Annotated in this window: 15 protein-coding genes; 7 read left to right on the forward strand and 8 right to left on the reverse strand. The window is 33.3% G+C overall.

Annotated elements, in window-relative coordinates; translation table 11 throughout:
- The first annotated feature begins 97 nt into the window (after positions 1–97).
- The 5 genes from AD998_11780 (at position 98) to AD998_11800 (ending at position 4,176) form a co-directional block, all read left to right on the forward strand.
- The gene (locus AD998_11780; protein KOY86734.1) at positions 98–523 is read left to right on the forward strand and encodes a hypothetical protein; all 426 of its coding nucleotides are present in this window, start codon (positions 98–100) and stop codon (positions 521–523) included.
- Positions 524–601: 78 nt separating this feature from the next.
- A complete protein-coding gene (locus AD998_11785; GenBank protein KOY86735.1) occupies positions 602–1,897 on the forward strand; it encodes a hypothetical protein in 1,296 nt (431 codons plus the stop codon).
- Positions 1,898–1,922: 25 nt separating this feature from the next.
- On the forward strand, positions 1,923–2,855 hold the full coding sequence (locus tag AD998_11790) for a phosphoribosylaminoimidazole-succinocarboxamide synthase (GenBank protein KOY86736.1): 933 nt from the start codon (positions 1,923–1,925) through the stop codon (positions 2,853–2,855).
- A 13-nt stretch (positions 2,856–2,868) separates the two neighbouring features.
- Positions 2,869–3,270: a hypothetical protein gene (locus AD998_11795; protein KOY86737.1), complete on the forward strand. Its 402-nt coding sequence runs from the start codon at positions 2,869–2,871 to the stop codon at positions 3,268–3,270.
- 120 nt (positions 3,271–3,390) lie between these two features.
- Entirely contained in the window at positions 3,391–4,176 is a 786-nt protein-coding gene (locus AD998_11800) for a hypothetical protein (protein ID KOY86738.1), read from the forward strand.
- Between the two features lie 2 nt (positions 4,177–4,178).
- Here the strand turns inward: AD998_11800 and AD998_11805 are convergent, their stop codons facing one another.
- Positions 4,179–4,913 carry an RNA methyltransferase gene (locus tag AD998_11805; protein KOY86739.1) on the reverse strand — a complete coding sequence of 245 codons (735 nt, stop codon included), beginning with the start codon at positions 4,911–4,913 and terminating at the stop codon, positions 4,179–4,181.
- Positions 4,914–4,918: 5 nt separating this feature from the next.
- Between AD998_11805 and AD998_11810 the strand changes: the two genes are divergently transcribed.
- On the forward strand, positions 4,919–7,591 hold the full coding sequence (locus tag AD998_11810) for a hypothetical protein (protein KOY86740.1): 2,673 nt from the start codon (positions 4,919–4,921) through the stop codon (positions 7,589–7,591).
- A gap of 40 nt (positions 7,592–7,631) precedes the next feature.
- Here AD998_11810 and AD998_11815 read toward each other — a convergent pair whose 3' ends face one another.
- The 3 genes from AD998_11815 to AD998_11825 form a co-directional block, all read right to left on the reverse strand.
- Entirely contained in the window at positions 7,632–8,183 is a 552-nt protein-coding gene (locus AD998_11815; GenBank protein KOY86741.1) for a thioesterase, read from the reverse strand.
- 139 nt (positions 8,184–8,322) lie between these two features.
- Complete coding sequence (locus AD998_11820; GenBank protein KOY86742.1) at positions 8,323–9,564, reverse strand: homoserine dehydrogenase; 1,242 nt, start codon at positions 9,562–9,564, stop codon at positions 8,323–8,325.
- A gap of 26 nt (positions 9,565–9,590) precedes the next feature.
- Positions 9,591–10,757 (reverse strand): cystathionine beta-lyase, encoded by a 1,167-nt coding sequence (locus tag AD998_11825; protein ID KOY86743.1) that lies wholly within the window; start codon positions 10,755–10,757, stop codon positions 9,591–9,593.
- Positions 10,758–11,310: 553 nt separating this feature from the next.
- Between AD998_11825 and AD998_11830 the strand changes: the two genes are divergently transcribed.
- A complete protein-coding gene (locus AD998_11830) occupies positions 11,311–12,231 on the forward strand; it encodes a hypothetical protein (GenBank protein ID KOY86744.1) in 921 nt (306 codons plus the stop codon).
- Positions 12,232–12,269: 38 nt separating this feature from the next.
- On the opposite strand, the gene gatB is transcribed toward AD998_11830, so the two are convergent.
- The 4 genes from gatB to AD998_11850 form a co-directional block, all read right to left on the reverse strand.
- On the reverse strand, positions 12,270–13,724 hold the full coding sequence (gene gatB, locus AD998_11835) for a glutamyl-tRNA amidotransferase (GenBank protein ID KOY86745.1): 1,455 nt from the start codon (positions 13,722–13,724) through the stop codon (positions 12,270–12,272).
- 12 nt (positions 13,725–13,736) lie between these two features.
- A complete protein-coding gene (locus AD998_11840; GenBank protein KOY86746.1) occupies positions 13,737–16,463 on the reverse strand; it encodes an alanyl-tRNA synthetase in 2,727 nt (908 codons plus the stop codon).
- 132 nt (positions 16,464–16,595) lie between these two features.
- Positions 16,596–17,165 (reverse strand): hypothetical protein, encoded by a 570-nt coding sequence (locus AD998_11845; protein ID KOY86747.1) that lies wholly within the window; start codon positions 17,163–17,165, stop codon positions 16,596–16,598.
- Positions 17,166–17,183: 18 nt separating this feature from the next.
- Positions 17,184–17,639 carry a hypothetical protein gene (locus tag AD998_11850; protein KOY86748.1) on the reverse strand — a complete coding sequence of 152 codons (456 nt, stop codon included), beginning with the start codon at positions 17,637–17,639 and terminating at the stop codon, positions 17,184–17,186.
- Between the last annotated feature and the right edge of the window lie 55 nt (positions 17,640–17,694).

Here is a 17,694-nt window from a genome sequence, read left to right on the forward strand (position 1 = left end):
AAACACTAGTTTACATTTGTAAATAGTGGAAAAGTTATATTTTGAAAAAAGGTTAAAATAGTTTACATTTGTAAATAGTATAAAAACAAGTTAAAACATGGAACAAGAAGAATTGAAAATTGAATCATCTGTAGAAGAAAACAAAGAGAATGAGCTTTCTGAGCGTATTAAAATTATTATAGATTTAAAAGAGCTACAACCGTCCAAATTTGCCGATGAAATTGGTGTTCAACGCCCCAATATGTCGCATATTATTGCTGGTAGAAACAAACCTGGGCTAGATTTTTTACACAAAATAGTGATTCGTTACCCTGAAGTCAATATCAATTGGCTTTTAAGCGGATTGGGAGAGCCGTTACTGAATTGGAACAACTCTAAGAGCGAACAAGAAATTGAAGAAGATTCTGAAAACAGCACAACTTTTGATAAAGAAAATAAGAAGAACGTAAAAAAAGATATTGAGAAAATTGTGGTGTTTTATACAGATAAAACTTTTGAAACATTTGAATCTTTTAAGTGGTAAAAAAGAAGTTTAAAAAATTCTATAATTATCTAAATAATTCATTTTTAATAAAATAACAAAAGTTATATAATATATATTATGTTAAGTAGTATTTTAAATTACTTCCCTATCAACATGAAACTCCTTCAAAAATTATCTTTGAGTCTCATATTTTGTATCTCAGGTTTATCAGGTTTTACCCAAGGAAAAATCATGAAAACTTTCTATGACGAACAAGAAAAAAAGTTGCGAGAAGAATACATGATGGACTTGGGAGATTCTGGTTGGGAGAAAAATGGGATCTATAAAAGCTTTTACCCTTCTGGCAGACTTGCCTTAGAGGGTTTGTATAAAGAAAACAAGAAAAATGACTGGTTTAGAGAATATTACGATACTTTAATTACAGGTAAAAAATGTATCAAATCGCAAGTTTTTTATGAAAATAATGTAAAAAATGGTCAAATGTTTGCCTTCGGAATCAAAGGCGACACACTACAAAAAGCCACATTCAAAAATGATGAATTGATAGGTTCACTCCTCATCTATCATCCCAATGGTAAACTCCACCGTTCAGGTAATTTTATAAACGGAAATTTAGATGGCATAGTAAAAGAGTATTATATTTCTGGACAGTTATACAAAGAAGCATTTTTCAAAGAAGGTCAGCCAGAAGGAATTATCAAAACCTATTACGAAAATGGAAACTTAATGTCTGAAGAAACCTACGCCAAGGGCGTTCAGGCTGGTCTTACCAAAGAATACTATGATGCCCCTTCCCTGCCTGTTAAAACCATTTATTCCATGAAGAACAATGCCAAGGATGGTAAAGAGCAAATCTTTGCAGAAAATGGTGTTTTAATCAAAGAAGTTTATTATATGAATGGGATGCTCAATGGTGCAGCCAAACAATGGAATAAAGATACCAAAGAACTTATTTATCAAGCCACCTACGATAAAGGCTATAGAATAAACACAGAAACAGAATATCATGATTCCTCCAATAAAAAAGTGGCTAAAACTACAACATATAGCAATCAAGAACGTAATAGAACTATTGTAGGTTACAGTGAGTCAGGAGAAATTCTTTATGAGGCTAATTTTATTAATAATCAACTTGAAGGTCTTGTAAAAAGCATTCCAAAAGGTCGAGAAATTTATTGGGATGAAACCTATTATAAGAGTGGTAAGAAAGATGGTACAAGCAAAACCTTCTATCTCCCTAAGAAAATAGTAAGAAGTGTAGATTCCTACAAAAAAGGTGTTTTGGATGGAAAATCGGAAACATACTACGAAAATGGTAAAATAAAAGCAAAAGGAAACTATAAAGAAGGTAATAGAGTAGGAAATTGGTATTTTTATGATGAAAACGGCAAAGAAGAAATAAAAAAGTTTTAGATTTGGGCAAAAATACTTCGCAATAATGGCTATACAAGGAACTCATTTCAATTTACCCAAACAAACAGGCTTTTATAAAGGAAAAGTCAGAGATGTATATTATTTAGAAGGTAATAAGATGGCAGTAGTAGTTACTGACCGTATTTCAGCATTTGATGTGATTTTACCTGAACCAATCCCCCACAAAGGACAAATTCTTAATCAAATTGCTTGGCATTTTTTACAAGCTACTCAAGATATCATTCCCAATTGGGCAGAAGACAGTCCACACCCCAATATTACAATTGGCAAACAATGTCAGCCATTTGCAGTAGAAATGGTGATTAGAGGCTATCTGACTGGGCATGCTTACAGAGAATATGCTCAAGGCAAAAGAATGCTTTGTGGCGTTTTGATGCCTGAAAATATGAAAGAAAATGACCCATTCCCTACGCCTATCATTACCCCTACAACCAAAGCCAAAGAGGGACATGATGAAGACATCAGTAGAGAAGACATCATAGCCAAAGGAATCGTTTCTAAAGAACTTTATGAGCAATTAGAGCAATATACCCATGCCTTGTACAAAAAAGGCTCAGAAATGGCAAAAGAACGTGGATTGATACTTGTAGATACCAAGTATGAGTTTGGCTTATATGAAGGTAAAATATATTTGATAGACGAAATTCATACACCTGACTCCTCTCGATACTTCTATGGAGAAAACTATCAGGAAAATCAGAATAAAGGCTTACCTCAACGTCAATTATCTAAAGAATTTGTAAGACAATGGCTCATTGAAAATGGTTTTCAGGGTAAAGATGGACAAATAATACCTGAAATGACAGAAGAAGTCGTAAATGGAATTTCCAAAAGATATATAGAATTATACGAAAAAATTACAGGAAAATCATTTACATCATTGTCTCAGAATACAGAAAACAGTATTAAAGAAGCTTTACTAAAATATTTAACATAAAAATAGAAGCACAATGAAAAATAACTTATTTGAGTTGAAACAAGAGGATAAATACATATTACTAAAAATATTAGTAAACAAAATAGATGCCTCCAATGCTTTAGAATTGAAACAAATGTTTCTATCATTCAAAGATCACCCAGAGTATCCTAAAAACCTTATTCTCAATATTAGCGAAGTAAAATACATTGACTCTTCAGGACTAAGTGCTATTTTAGTTGCTCATAAGGTTTCTTTGGAATCAAATGGCATTATGATTCTTTGTGGTACAAGTGAACATGTAATGAAACTTGTAAAGATTTCCCAATTAGATAAAATTCTTGACCTACTCCCTACTGAAGAAGAAGCCATTGATGCTATATTTATGAAAGAATTGGAGAAAGAATTTGGTACTGATGATGAAATAGTTGAATAAATCAAACATTTTATTTATAACAATAGTTATTTCCTGACTGACTTTATCAGTCAGGTTTTTTATTTCAAATTATTTAATATCAAATAAAAAGTTGATACTATAAACTATATTTAATGATTTATGAACATTGAAACTTTATATCATCGAAAAAAACAAAATTTATATTTCTTTTTAGGGGCAGTTGTGATTACCAACGCTTTGGTTGCAGAAATGATTGGAACAAAAATCTTTTCTTTAGAAAAAACTGTAGGCTTTGCTCCTGCTCAAATACGTTTGTTCGCAGATTTTTTATTAGATTTCAATTTGACAGCTGGAGTCATTTTATGGCCTGTAGTGTTTGTATGTTCTGATATTATCAACGAATATTTTGGAATCAAAGGTGTTAGAAAAATTAGCTTCATTACAGCAGGTCTTATATTGTATTCATTTATAACTATTGCCATTTCTATTTATCTAGCTCCTGCTGATTCTTGGTTAAAATATAATGCTGTTGATAATAACAACCAAGTTTTCAATGTCAATTTTGCATTTCAAAAAATATTTAGCCAAAGTGAGAGGATTATTATTGGCTCACTGGTAGCATTTTTAGTAGCACAAATTTTAGATGCTTATGTGTTTCAAAAGCTTCGTAAGATTACGGGTAGTAAAAATATTTGGTTGAGAGCTACAACTTCTACCTTGGTTTCCCAGTTGATAGATAGTTTTATCGTTTTGATTATAGCTTTCTATCCTCCATGGTCTATTGCCGAAATTGTATCTGTTGGTATTATGAACTATATTTATAAATTTGTAATTGCCATTATCATGATTCCATTACTATATATGATTCATGGTGCAATTCAAAAATATTTAGGAAAAGATTTTTCAGAAAGATTAGTACGAGAAGCAGGTCATCAAGTAGATTGAAATTATTTTCTCATAAAGTTGTCTAATGCAACTGCTGTGGCTATGGCAACATTCAAAGACTCCGCTCCGCCAAATCTAGGAATTGTAATTTTTTGTTTGATAAATGGGATAAGCTCTTCGCTTATTCCATTTGCTTCATTGCCCACTATCAAAATACCATTTTTAGATAAAGGTGTCGTATGAATATTTTCTCCTTCAAGTAATGTGCCATAAATGGGAGTATTTTGTTGTTTAGATAAGTATTCTTTCAAATCTGTATAAAAAATACTGACTCTTAAAAAACTACCCATCGAAGAATTTATCACTTTAGGGTTGTATAAATCAACTGTTTGGTTGCTTGCAACAACTTTTTTTACACCATACCAATCACAAATCCTGATAATGGTACCCATATTGCCAGGGTCTTGAATATTATCGAGCATCAGCAATAATTCTTCTTTTTCAGGAAATATGAATTTATTTTCCTTTTGATGTGCTACCGCAAGACAATCTTGGTTGCTTTGTAGCGTTCCGATATCTACAAGTTCTTGTTCTGTTGCAATTTCAGTGAGTATATTGGAGGGTATTTTGTTTCTTTCTAGAAAATGAGTTGTTGCAAAAAGTATTTCAACTTTAAAATCGGAATGGAGTAATTCCAGCACACTTTTTGCCCCTTCAACAAAAAATAAACCTTCTTCTTTACGATATTTTTTATATTGCAAAGATTTTACAAGTTTTTGCCATTTTTTAGAAATCATCCTTTATGAGTTTTAAAACAAATTATTTATTTAAAATTCTAATACTTGTTGCTTCTGCTTCGTTAGCACCTTCTTGCTCATCACTTATTCCTAACAAAAATATTTTGTACAAACAAACTATCAAAGGAAATGACAATATAGATGTAGCCGAACTCGAAGCTTTATATAGACAACGTGTAAACAGAAAGTTTTACAAATTTATGCCTTATGCTTCTATTTATGAAAAAAGTAAGCAGAAATTAGAGAAACAAAAGTTACAAGATTCTTTAACAAGGCTCGAATATACAAAACTCATCAAAGAAAAACCTGCTGATTCGCTTTTATTACAGAAAGAATTGAATAAAAAGCTTCATAAAATTGGGTATATAGATTATAGACTGTATCAGTCGAAGGTCTATTATGATACCCTACTCCAGAGAACTTACAATAAGAAGGAAGAGAAAAAATATTATAAAATCAGAAAAAAAAGAGATAAGAAAATAAGTAATTTAGAAAGAGAAAAGGAAAAAGGTAATTTTTGGATGCGTGTAGTAGGTGAGCCTTTTAGTATTTATGATTCGGAAAATACAGAAAAAACAAGAAGAGAAATGGAAAAGTATCTTTTCTTTAAAGGATATCTTTCTAACAAAGTATCTGTGGAAGTAGATTCTGTGCAACTTAAAATTGGTAAAAAGCCTGTAAAGACTGTCAATGTACTATACAAAATAAAAGAAGGGTTGCCTCATAGAATAGATAGTGTTTATTATGTAACCACAAATCTTGTTATAGATTCTCTTATCAGAAATACAGAGAGTAAAATTAAAGTTGGGCAAATTTTAGAACGCTCCAAAATAGATGAGGAACGAAATAGAATTGAGTTGTTACTTTTAGAAAATGGTTATTATCATTTTGACAAGCAATACATCATTATACAAGTAGATACCAATATCAGAAAATCAGAAATTATATCCGTAGGATCTACTCAAGATGCAGATGTACAAATCAAGAGTAGTAATATATCTCATGTTCGTTTTATCATTAATAATCCACAAAAGAAAGACACAACTAAAAGTCAAAATGGAATAGGTAGCCCCAACACACAAATTTATTTAGATAACATACGAGGTGAACATATTCAGTATCAAATCAAGAGCGTTTCTTTTATCATCAAAGAGGAAGATATCCAAAATGTAGATACCAACGCTCGTTACAGTATTTATCCAATCAATAAATCTGAACAAGTCAGATTTTTCATGGGTGAGCGTAGATATTCTCAAAAGATTTTGTACAACAAAATTTTATTTCATTCAGGAATGTCCTATCAAAAAAGCAAATTTGATAAAACGAATCAAAATTTTGCAGGTTTAAACCTTTTTAAATTCAGAAGCATTCAGACTCGTGATAACAAACAAGGCGATTTAGATATATCTATTATTGCCACACCCTACGAGAAATATGCTTTAAATAATGATATAGGTATGACTGTTTCTCAAAACGTACCTGGTCCATTTTTAAATTCTTCTTTGGGAATTAGAAATATTTTTAGTGGCTGTGGTATTTTAGAAACTAATTTTCTTTTCTCTATTGATGGACAAGCCAGTTTTATAGATTTAGGGCAAGTCTATAGAACCACGCAATTTACGTTTGGTTCTACATACATCACTCCTATCCTTTTTTTTCCTGGAAAATTCAAGTTTAAACCCAGTATCAATGCGTTAAATCCAAGTACACGAATTAGTGCTAGTGTTTCTTTTGTTTCTCGTCCTGAATACGGCAGAAGAAATTTCCGTTTAGCCATGACTTACAATTGGCATAAGCCTCCATTCAAAAATTTTGGATTTTCACCCATTGATGTCAATATCATCAATACTTATCGTTTAGATGATAAATTCAAAAAATTATTAGATGATTTTGCTCTACAAGGCAATAATTTGACATTGAGTTTTAGAAATGCTCTGATTACAAGTTCTTCTTTTTATTATGAATACAACGATATTGATAACAGAAAAAATACCATTCAGAAATACTGGAGACCCTCCATAGAATTTGGTGGTACACTACTGAATTTGTTTAATAAGAGTTTAAAGGATGATAAAATATTAGGTTTACAATATTTTAAATTCATGCGATTTTCCAATGAATTTAGATTTTACCAGCCTTTATCTAAGAGTAAGAGCACTAAAATGGCATATCGCCTATTTACAGGTTTGGCTTTACCTTATGGGACATCAGAAATATTGCCTTATGAAAAATTCTTTTTTTCTGGAGGAAACACCATGCGTGGCTGGATACAAAGAAGACTCGGACCTGGAGGTTTCCAAACACCCGATTCCTTGGCTAATGTGGAAAAACAGGGAAATATCATTCTTGAAGCAAATACTGAATTCAGATTTAAGGTTTGGAGTGTACTCAATATGGGATTTTTTGTAGATGCTGGAAATATTTGGACACTTGAAGATAAGAACTTTAAAGATGGAGGGTTCTCAAATAAGTTTTATGAACAATTTGCAGTGGCTACAGGTGCTGGTTTTAGATTCGACTTTTCATTCCTCTTAATTCGTTTGGATTTAGGGTTAAGAGTTCTAGACCCCGCTAAACCAAAAAATGAAAGATTTGTTTTGGATGAGGTAAGGCTTAAAAATCTATTTGGAGGCGAAAATGCTGCCGTCTTAAATTTAGGCATTGGTTATCCTTTTTAATCATAAACAAAAAAGCCTCACAAGTGTTGTGAGGCTTTTTCTATTTTTTATTTTTGAGTTCTTTACTTTCAATAGATTCAGTTGTAAACAAGGCTTTCAATTCGCCAGCTTCTTCTGGTTTCATTTTTCCAGATAGAATCAGTCGTAGTTGCCTTCTTCTCATAGCTCCTTCATACATGGATTTTTCTTCTTCCGTTTCAGGCATAAGTTCAGGAACATTGATGGGATTCCCTACTTGATCAACGGCTACAAAAGTAAAAAAAGCACTGTTGGTTTTAATCTTGGTTTGTTTGACAGGATTTTCTGCAAATACTTCAATATGCACCTCCATCGAAGAGTTGAAAGCCCTTGTAACTTTGGCTTGTAGCGTTACAACACTTCCCAAAGGGATAGGCTCTCTAAAAGAAATATTGTCAACAGAAGCTGTTACAACTACCCTATTACAATGCTTAAGAGCAGCAATAGCTGATACGACATCCATAAAATACATCAAACGACCACCCATCAGATTACTAAGTGTATTCGTATCGTTGGGAAGCACCATTTCTGTCATGGTGGTAAAAGAATCTTTAGCAAATTTGAATTTTGACATATTTATATTTTTACACTTAACATAATAAAAATTATGTATAGATTTTATGACGTATCAAAAGTAATATATTTTGATAAAAAATGATAGGGATTTTTAAAAATCCCTTATTTGTCATAAAAAAGACTAAAATTAGCCTTCTTTATGACAAGATTGCTAACTCTATAGGAGCAATCTGTTTGATTTCTTCTGTAACGGGTTCAAATAAGATAAAAGAATGTTTTAAGAATTTTTTCTCTGATATAGTTTTTAGATTATTTAGAGAAATGATTCCTATAATAAATCCAGAATGTTGATTGAGATAAGATTCTGATATTTCCTCAAAATATGGAGGATATACTTGTGTATCTTCTTTGGTATGTCTGAGAAGAACTTTTAATAAAATATCTTGATTTAATTTTAAATCTTCATGTTGATTTAGTTTTTTATACTCATACTGGTAATCATAAGTAAGAGCAGAAATATCAGAAAGTACAGCAGATGCTGTAGGATATGCCCCTGCCCCTTTTCCTAAAAAGAAATGTGTATCTGCAAATGTCGTTTTAGTAATTACACCATTGTAAACATCATCTACATTGTATAATCTGCTTTGAGTATCTACAAATTTAGGTATCACAAAACAAGATACTTCACCTTGGGCATTTTTGAATGCCTGAGCCACCAATTTAATTTTAAGACTTTTCTCTCGAGCATAAGCAAGCTCAATATCACTGATATGATCTATCCCCAAATTAAAAATATCAGCAGGTTTCACCACTATCCCAAAGGCATGAACAATCAGAATTAATAACTTGTATTTAGCATCAAAACCTCCCGTATCAAGTGTAGGGTCACTTTCTGCATATCCCTTTTCCTGAGCTTCTTTAAGAGCTTCTGCATAAGAGATATTTTTTACAGAGGTTTGGGTAAGAATATAATTTGTTGAACCATTCACAATTCCTTCAAATGATTCTAATAAGTCATTATCATAATATTCTTCCAAATTTCTGATAATTGGAATACTTGCACAGCAAGCCGCTTCATATAACAATGGAACTTCATATTTTCTCTGTAACTCCAACAATTCTGTGAAATGCTCTGCAATCATTTTTTTATTGGCTGTCACAACTGCTTTCTTTTTTTGAAGAGCTTCTTTTACAATCTCAAACGCAGCATTAGCATCATCAATCAGTTCTACAACAACATTGATACTGGGGTCATTGAGTATATCATTTTTATCATAGGTGAAGTTTTCTTCATCAATTTGTCTCTTTTTATCTTTATTTTTTACACAAATTGTTTTAACATGAGCTTTTAAGCCCTTGGTTTGTTCTAAAACTTGGTGTAAACCGTATCCTACACAGCCAAAACCAAATAATCCGATATTCAATGTTTTTCTACTCATGATGATTTTTTTGTTTGGGTTTAAGGTTAAACTGTATGAATAAAACTTGTTTTAATAGCTCCTAAGACTTGTCCTAAATCTGTGATAAGATCTTCTGCGTCTTCTAAACCTACTGAAAGGCGTATCAGACTATCCTTTACACCTGCCTGATAACGAATTTCTGAAGGAATAGATTTATGTGTCATTTCACAAGGCAAACAAATCAAACTTTTCACACCTCCAAGACTTTCAGCAAGCTTAAAATAGGTGGTAGAAGAAACAATTTTAGAAGCAATTTCTTTATCATCAATAGTCAAATCGAAGGCTACTACCCCACCAAAATACTTTTGTTGTTTTTTAGCTACAGCATGATTATGATGCGAAACAAGCCCTGGATAATAAACATTTTGTACGATATCTTGTTTTAATAAAAATTCGGCAATGGCTTGGGCATTTTCTGAATGCTGACGTACACGCAATTGCAGAGTTTCTATACCTCTAATCACAAGCCAGCTATCGAAAGGTGCTAAAATAGCTCCTGATGCATTTTGGATGAATTTAATTTTTTCGCCTAGTTCTGTTGTTTTGGTTACCACAAGTCCTGCAATTAAATCGCTGTGCCCAGAAAGATATTTGGTAGCACTGTGTACCACAATATCAGCCCCCAATTCGAGAGGTTTTTGAGAAGCAGGCGAAGCAAACGTGTTATCTACACAGAGTAAACAATGTTTAGATTTTGCTATCTTTGCAATGGCTTCTATATCGGAGATTTTAAGCGTAGGATTGGTAGGGCTTTCTAACCAAATGAGTTTGGTTTGTGGTGTAATGGCTTCCTCTACTTTTTTGATATTCGAAGTATCTACATAATTGACTTTGATACCAAATTTTTGATAAATATGTGTAAAGAGTCTAAAAGCCCCTCCATAGATATCATCCACAGCGAGTATTTCATCACCTGATTTTAGAAGTTTCACAACAGCATCAATGGCTGCAAGTCCGCTAGCAAAGGCGTATCCATTACTTCCATGCTCTAAAACGGCAATTAAATCTTCAAGAGCTTTACGTGTTGGATTATTGCTTCGTGCATAATCAAAACCTTTATGCACACCAGGCTCTTCTTGGACAAATGTAGATGTTTGATAGATAGGTACAGAAATCGCACCAGTTAATTTATCAACAGGGATATGATGTAATATTTTAGTTTGCTCTTGCATTGCTCTAGACGTTTTTGGGGTGATACATATTTGTTGTTTTTACAAAATATCTTATCCAGAGCAGGTAGAGTACTTTCTTGCTGAAGGGCATAAAAAAATGCTCTTCAGACAAGTCAGAAGAGCATTTAATGTATCGCGAATGATTAAAGTGCTATTTTCTAACTTATCTTCCTCAAATTACTTTGAGTTGAATTTGGCACCTTTCACATACACGTGGTATGTGGAGGTTGTCAAGACTTCATAGGGTCAATTCCCTCTGTCTTTCTGGATAAGTATCTTATGTAAATGAACGATGCACAAATGTAGGAACATTTTTAAATCTAATCCAAATTTTTTATATAAAATTTTAAAAAATATTTTAAAAATGCTCAATTTTATCCATATACTGATATTTTTTATAAGTGAGATTCATTACTCTCTTCAGCTTTTGTAAACATATTCGTTTATCAAATAAACTGTTTCTTTCATATACTTAAAACTGGTACTCATAAAACAAGTTTCTCAAAATAACTTATTTTGACTTTACTTTGAAACATCATTAAACAAAAATTGCATGAAAAATTTAAACTTATTTTCAAGTATAATAGCATTGTGTGTCATGGCTGTTACAGCTTCCTTTGCTCAAAAGAAAGATAACATTTATGTATCTAATACTACTTTTGCACAAGGTGTAAAAGAATCGCCCGAGGTATCTTTGAAAGAGAAGGAAGATGGCGGTAAAAAAGTATTGAGTTTACAACCAGCAAAGGGACTTGCCAAATCCTTAACAATTGGTATTTTTGAATTTGATGAAAAAACAACAGCTCTTGCAGGTTCAAAAGTATATAAACTGCGTTCGGGCTTTCAATACGAAAAGCAAACCAAAAGTTTATCATCTGGAGCTCGTTTGGTAGAAATCGAACCCAATGTTTATTTGGTTTATCAGGGAGATGTCAAGTCTTCAAGTGGTGGAGCTTCTGCTATCAAAAAGCCTGAATTTAAGATTGTTTTGGCAAAAGATGATGCTATTGTGAAGTCTTGGGCAGAACAAGCACAAGCAAAAATCAGTGAGTTTGAAAGTAAGGTAATGTCTAAAGTAAGTGCTGAAGAAGGGGTTGCTGTAAGAGCTCAATATGCCAATGAAAAAATGCCTGCTCCTGCTAAAATGCATAACAAAGAAAATGCAGCAAAAGCCAAAGAAATCTTATCAAATTATTTGGCTAAAGATGGTGGAACTATTCAGCAAGTGGTAGTGGTTTCTGATGATTGGGTAATTAATAGAAATAAAAATACAGGTGTTATTTTATATCGTTATTTCAATGTAGTGATTGCAGAGTCTCATCCTAATCATCCTGAAGGTATTTGTATGAGATTTGTAGGCTCAATCATTCAAGATCATGATGGAAAAGACTTCAAAGGTAATTGGTATACAAAAGGTGTAAGCCAAAGCTTGAAATATGGAACTTATATCCCTATTGAAAACCTAAACAAGTAATATGAAAAGAAAAACGCCTCTTAAAGAGGCGTTTTTTGTTATTTTGAGAGTTCTTCCATCAAAAGCTGATTGGTAAGTTTAGGGTCTGCTTTACCACCTGTGGCTTTCATAATTTCGCCCACAAATAAGCCTTGAAGCCCTTTTTTGCCATTTTTATACTCTGCCACCTTATCTGGGTATTTGGCAAGAACACTTTTAATGAGTTCCAAAAGTTCGTCTGAATTACTTTCTACCACCAAATTTTCTTCTTGGGCAATTTGAAGGGCTGTTTTCTTCGGGTTCTCAAGCATTTTAGCAAATACTTGTTTTCCTATATTGTTATTGATTTTTCCTTCATCAATCAGGTTTACAAGTCCAGCCAAATGGCTTGCAGATACTTCAAACTCTGAAATGTCCTTCGTCAATTCATTAAGATAAGCTCTTACTGCACCCAAAAGCCAATTAGCAACTCCTTTCTGATTTTTTGTTTCTTTGCAGGCATCTTCAAAATACAAAGCCATTGTCTTATCGTCTGTAAGTTGAGAGGCATCATAATCGCTTAAACCATATTGTTTAGTGAATTTATCGTATAATTCACGAGGTAACGCAGGCATCTGAGCCTTGATACGCTCAATCCATGCTTCATCAACAATAACTGGCGTTAAATCAGGTTCAGGGAAATAGCGATAGTCATTCAAACTTTCTTTCGTACGAAGGCTGTAAGTTTTGCCTGTAGTGGCATCAAACATACGTGTTTCCTGTGGAAACGTTTTCCCTTCTTCGATAAGTGCCGTTTGGCGTTCAAACTCGTGTTCGATAGCTCTTTTTACGTTGGTGAAAGAGTTGATATTTTTCACCTCTACTCTTGTTCCAAATTTTTCAGCACCTTTGATGCGTACCGAAACGTTTACATCACAACGAAGTGAACCTTCTTCCATATTTCCATCACACACATCCAAATATCTTACAAGCTTTCTGACTTCGTATAAATACCAATAGGCTTCTTCTGGACTGCGAAGTTCAGGTTCAGAAACAATTTCAATCAAAGGAACGCCTGCTCTGTTCAAATCGATATAACTCTCCTCCTCACCATCTATGTGCATAGATTTCCCTGCATCTTCTTCTAAGTGCATACGAGTAAGATTGATATATTTCTCTCTGTTATTTTCTTCTTTTACTTGAATCAAAACCCCGCCACCTGTACAAATAGGCGTTTTATCTTGTGTAATCTGATAACCTTTGGGTAAATCGGGATAAAAATAGTTTTTACGAGCAAAAAAAGTTTCTCTTGTAATCTTTGAACCCAACGCCAAACCCATACGAATGGCATAATCAAACGTCTTTTTATTGGCTCTTGGAAGTACACCAGGGTGAGCCAGCGTAACCACACTGATATTGGTATTGGGTAAATCGCCATAGCTATTGACTTCAGGAGCAAAAGCTTTCGCCTCCGTTCTGAGTTGAGCATGTACTTCCAAACCAATCACTAATTCATATTTATCTTTTAAATTCATAAGTTCGTATTTTTAAGAATTTAGTATCTCTTTGGCATTTTTTAGGACTTTTTCTACTCCGTTTACATCACTTCCGCCTGCTGTAGCATAGAAATTCTGTCCACCTCCGCCACCTTTGATTTCCTTCGCCAATTCTTTCACGATTTTAGAAGCATCCAAGCCTTTTTCTGTGACCAAATTTTCAGAAATCATCACCGTAATTTGTGGTTTTTCATTTACCACACCTATCAGCACAGCAAACAGATTTTCTTGTTGATTACGAAGGTCAAAAGCAATCTGCTTAACATAATCAAAATTATTAACATTCACTTTGCCAATAATTGTATTGATATTTCCTACTTTTGAAAGGTTCTCAGAAAGTAAACGCTGTTTTTCTGCTTGTGCCTGAGCTTGCTCAAAACGCTCTAATTGCTTTTGTAGGGCATTTTTTTCATCCAAAAGTGTCTGAATAGACTTTACAATATCTTTAGGATTTTTCAGCACCTCTTTTACTTCAGCAAAAGTTTTGAGTTCATCATGTAAAACCTTTTCAGCTTCTATGGCTGTTACAGCTTCGATACGTCTCACGCCTGCCGCAATAGAACTTTCTGAAATAATCTTGAAAAATCCGATTTCGCCTGTAGATTTTACGTGAGTACCACCACACAATTCTCTCGAAAAATGCTCATCAAAGGTAATTACACGAACAAAATCCCCATATTTTTCACCAAAAAGAGCTGTAGCACCCAATTTTTCGGTAGCTTCTTGGATGGGAACGTTTCTGCGTTCATCCAAAGAAATATTTTCTCTTACTTTCTGATTGACAATATTTTCTATTTTCACTATTTCCTCATCTGTCAGTTTAGCAAAATGCGAAAAGTCAAAACGTAAAAGCGTATCATTTACTAGAGAACCTTTCTGAGCAATATGATTACCCAAAACCTCTCTGAGAGCAGCCTGCAACAAGTGTGTGGCTGTATGGTTATTTTTGGTTAAAACTCTCTTCTGAACATTGATTTTAGCTGTAATAGAAGTATTGAGATTACTTAATGCCTCTATCAATTTTTCAGCGTTTTTATCCTCAGAAATATGGATAATCAAATCATTTTCTTTCTTGGTATCTGAGATGAAAACTTTGAAAGCCTCATTTTGATGATTTACAATATCCAGAGTATGTATTTCAAAAGTACCTGTATCACCTACCTGTCCGCCACTTTCGGCATAGAAAGGCGTTCTATCCAATACAAAATGATACAAGGTTTTATTTTTCTCTTTTACTTTTCTATAACGCAGGATATTTGACACGGATTCTGTGTAATCGTAGCCAATAAACTCTACATCAAAATTACTTTCATTCACAATTACCCAATCACCAGCTTCTTGTTTTTGGTCTTTGCGAGAAAGTTCTCTTAGAAGTTCTAATTCTATTTTAAAACCTTCTTCATCAATAAGAAAGCTTCTTTCTTTTGCTATTAGTGCAGTTAAGTCTATAGGAAATCCATCCTGATTGTATAATTCAAAAACAAATTTACCATCAATAATGAAATCACCTTTTTTACTACCTTCAACACTCCCTACTTTTTCAAATTCTTTTTCTTTTTTTGATATATACTCTTCTAGTTTCTCTATCCCTTTATCTAAAGTACGCAAGAAAGAGCGTTCTTCTTCCAAAATTACATTTTGTACAAATTTTTCTTGTGCTTTGAGTTCAGGAAATACATTTTCAAATTGAGTTGCAAGCAAAGGCACAATTTCATTGAAAAATGGTTCTTTAAAACCTAAATAAGAATAACCATAACGAACAGCTCTTCTTAAAATTCTACGAATCACATAGCCTGCTCCTGTTGCTGAAGGTAACTGTCCATCTGCAATGGTAAATGCCACAGCCCTGATATGGTCAGCGATTACACGCAAGGCAATATCTGTTTGTTTGTCATTTCCATAGGTTACACCAGCTTTTCCACCTACAAATTGAATCAGAGGTTGGAAAATATCTGTATCGTAATTCGATTTTTTGCCCTGAATCGCTACACAAAGCCTTTCAAAGCCCATTCCTGTATCTACGTGTTGTGCTGGAAGAGGTACAAGCGATTTATCTGCTTTACGCTCAAACTGCATGAATACGTTGTTCCAAATTTCAATCACTTGCGGATTGTCTTGGTTTACAAACTCTCTACCTCCTATTTTGGCAACTTCTGCTTCATCACGCAGGTCTATATGAATTTCTGAGCAAGGTCCACAAGGTCCTACCTCTCCCATCTCCCAGAAATTATCTTTTTTGTTTCCGAATAAAATCTGAGATTCTGGCAAGTATTGTTTCCAAAGTTCAAAAGCCTCCATATCCGCAGGAAGATTTTCTTTTGCATCTCCTTCAAATACAGTCGCATACAATCTATCTTTGGGCAATTTATAAACCTCTGTGAGTAGCTCCCAAGACCAGTCAATGGCTTCTTTCTTGAAATAGTCACCAAATGACCAGTTTCCAAGCATTTCAAAAAGTGTGTGGTGGTAGGTATCGTGTCCTACATCTTCCAAATCGTTGTGTTTACCTGTAACACGAAGGCATTTTTGTGTATCGGCTATACGAGGCGATGTGGCGGGCTTTGTTCCCAAAAAGAAATCTTTAAACTGTGCCATTCCTGAGTTTACAAACATCAGGGTTGGGTCGTTTTTAAGCACAAGTGGTGCTGAGGGTACAATCAAATGCCCTTTTTCCTTGAAAAAATCGAGAAATTGCTGACGTATTTCGTGGGAAGTCATCGCTGTCTTTTAATATTTAGTAATGAGTATTCAGTATTTTAGAGGGCAAAAGTAAGGTTTTGTACTGAAAAAGCAAAATAAAAGAAAAAAAGCCCCAAAGGGCTTATCATGTCTTAGATATATATTACAAAATTACTCAAAATCAATTTCTCGATTTGCTTCAAATCTTTTCCCTGCTGAGTTTTCATAAATAATTTTAAATTGATGGACACCTGATACAGGACGAGCATTTTCTTTAAAAGTTATATTGTAACCTTCAGCTTCTTTAGGCATTCTTGAGAGATAACTGGCTAAATAACCTTCATTCTGGTTGTTATCTTTCATATAAAGCAACCAAACTAAATTTGTACCAGCAGGATATCCCTCAAAATCTTTATTGCTGTAAATAGCGATACTTGTAACAGTTTTTTGAGATGCTGGTTTTGGGGGAATACATGCCATAGCTGAAAAACCTCCTGAAAACAGATTAATAGAACCATAATATCTCACATCCATTCTTAACCAAAATGATATTTGATTAATAGATGAAACAGGGATTTCTCTTTCATCATAAACTTTATTACCAAAATTTATGAGAAAATACATATTTGTTGTTTCAAAATAAGTTTGTTTTTGTTCAGGACAAGAGTTGCAACTTTGTAGAATAGTAAAAAGTACAGGTAAAAAATATAAAAATGCAATACCAACAAATATTTTTTTCATACAAATTAAAAATTGTGATTACTTAAATTTTACTTCTTTACTCATTTCAAAAATCTTCCCTTTTGAGTCCTTAAAAACAACCCTAAATACATGATTACTTGGACTTATTTTTGTATTTTCTTTAAAAATTAATTCATAGCCTTCATCTACCTTAAGTCTTAGAGCTATAAACTCTGAAATACCTGCAAAATTACTACGCATATTTCTTATATACATGATTGGAGCTAAATTTGTCCCAGCAGGATAACCTTCAAAATCTTTATCACTATAAACTTCTAAGCTTTCTATGGTTTCCTTAGATTCGGAAATACTTACACAATCTAAAGCCATAGCTGAAAAACCTCCTGAAAACAGATTAATAGAACCATAATACCTTACATCTGTTCTTAACCAAAAAGCAACTTGATTGATAGATGAAACAGGGATTTCTATATCATCATAAATTCCTCCACCATATTTTGTTACCAAATACATATTAGTAACCTCAAAATAAGATTGTTTTGTATTCCCACAAGATGGAATACACCCC

The organism is bacterium 336/3 (assembly GCA_001281695.1).
In the GTDB taxonomy this organism is placed as follows: Bacteria; Bacteroidota; Bacteroidia; order Cytophagales; family Thermonemataceae; genus Raineya.

Coding starts and splice junctions, on each gene's coding strand:
- AD998_11780 (KOY86734.1), top strand. CDS start 98: ATGGAACAAGAAGAATTGAAAATTGAATCATCTGTAGAAGAAAACAAA.
- AD998_11785 (KOY86735.1), top strand. CDS start 602: ATGTTAAGTAGTATTTTAAATTACTTCCCTATCAACATGAAACTCCTT.
- AD998_11790 (KOY86736.1), top strand. CDS start 1,923: ATGGCTATACAAGGAACTCATTTCAATTTACCCAAACAAACAGGCTTT.
- AD998_11795 (KOY86737.1), top strand. CDS start 2,869: ATGAAAAATAACTTATTTGAGTTGAAACAAGAGGATAAATACATATTA.
- AD998_11800 (KOY86738.1), top strand. CDS start 3,391: ATGAACATTGAAACTTTATATCATCGAAAAAAACAAAATTTATATTTC.
- AD998_11805 (KOY86739.1), bottom strand. CDS start 4,913: ATGATTTCTAAAAAATGGCAAAAACTTGTAAAATCTTTGCAATATAAA.
- AD998_11810 (KOY86740.1), top strand. CDS start 4,919: ATGAGTTTTAAAACAAATTATTTATTTAAAATTCTAATACTTGTTGCT.
- AD998_11815 (KOY86741.1), bottom strand. CDS start 8,183: ATGTCAAAATTCAAATTTGCTAAAGATTCTTTTACCACCATGACAGAA.
- AD998_11820 (KOY86742.1), bottom strand. CDS start 9,564: ATGAGTAGAAAAACATTGAATATCGGATTATTTGGTTTTGGCTGTGTA.
- AD998_11825 (KOY86743.1), bottom strand. CDS start 10,757: ATGCAAGAGCAAACTAAAATATTACATCATATCCCTGTTGATAAATTA.
- AD998_11830 (KOY86744.1), top strand. CDS start 11,311: ATGAAAAATTTAAACTTATTTTCAAGTATAATAGCATTGTGTGTCATG.
- gatB (KOY86745.1), bottom strand. CDS start 13,724: ATGAATTTAAAAGATAAATATGAATTAGTGATTGGTTTGGAAGTACAT.
- AD998_11840 (KOY86746.1), bottom strand. CDS start 16,463: ATGACTTCCCACGAAATACGTCAGCAATTTCTCGATTTTTTCAAGGAA.
- AD998_11845 (KOY86747.1), bottom strand. CDS start 17,165: ATGAAAAAAATATTTGTTGGTATTGCATTTTTATATTTTTTACCTGTA.
- AD998_11850 (KOY86748.1), bottom strand. CDS start 17,639: ATGTATTTGGTAACAAAATATGGTGGAGGAATTTATGATGATATAGAA.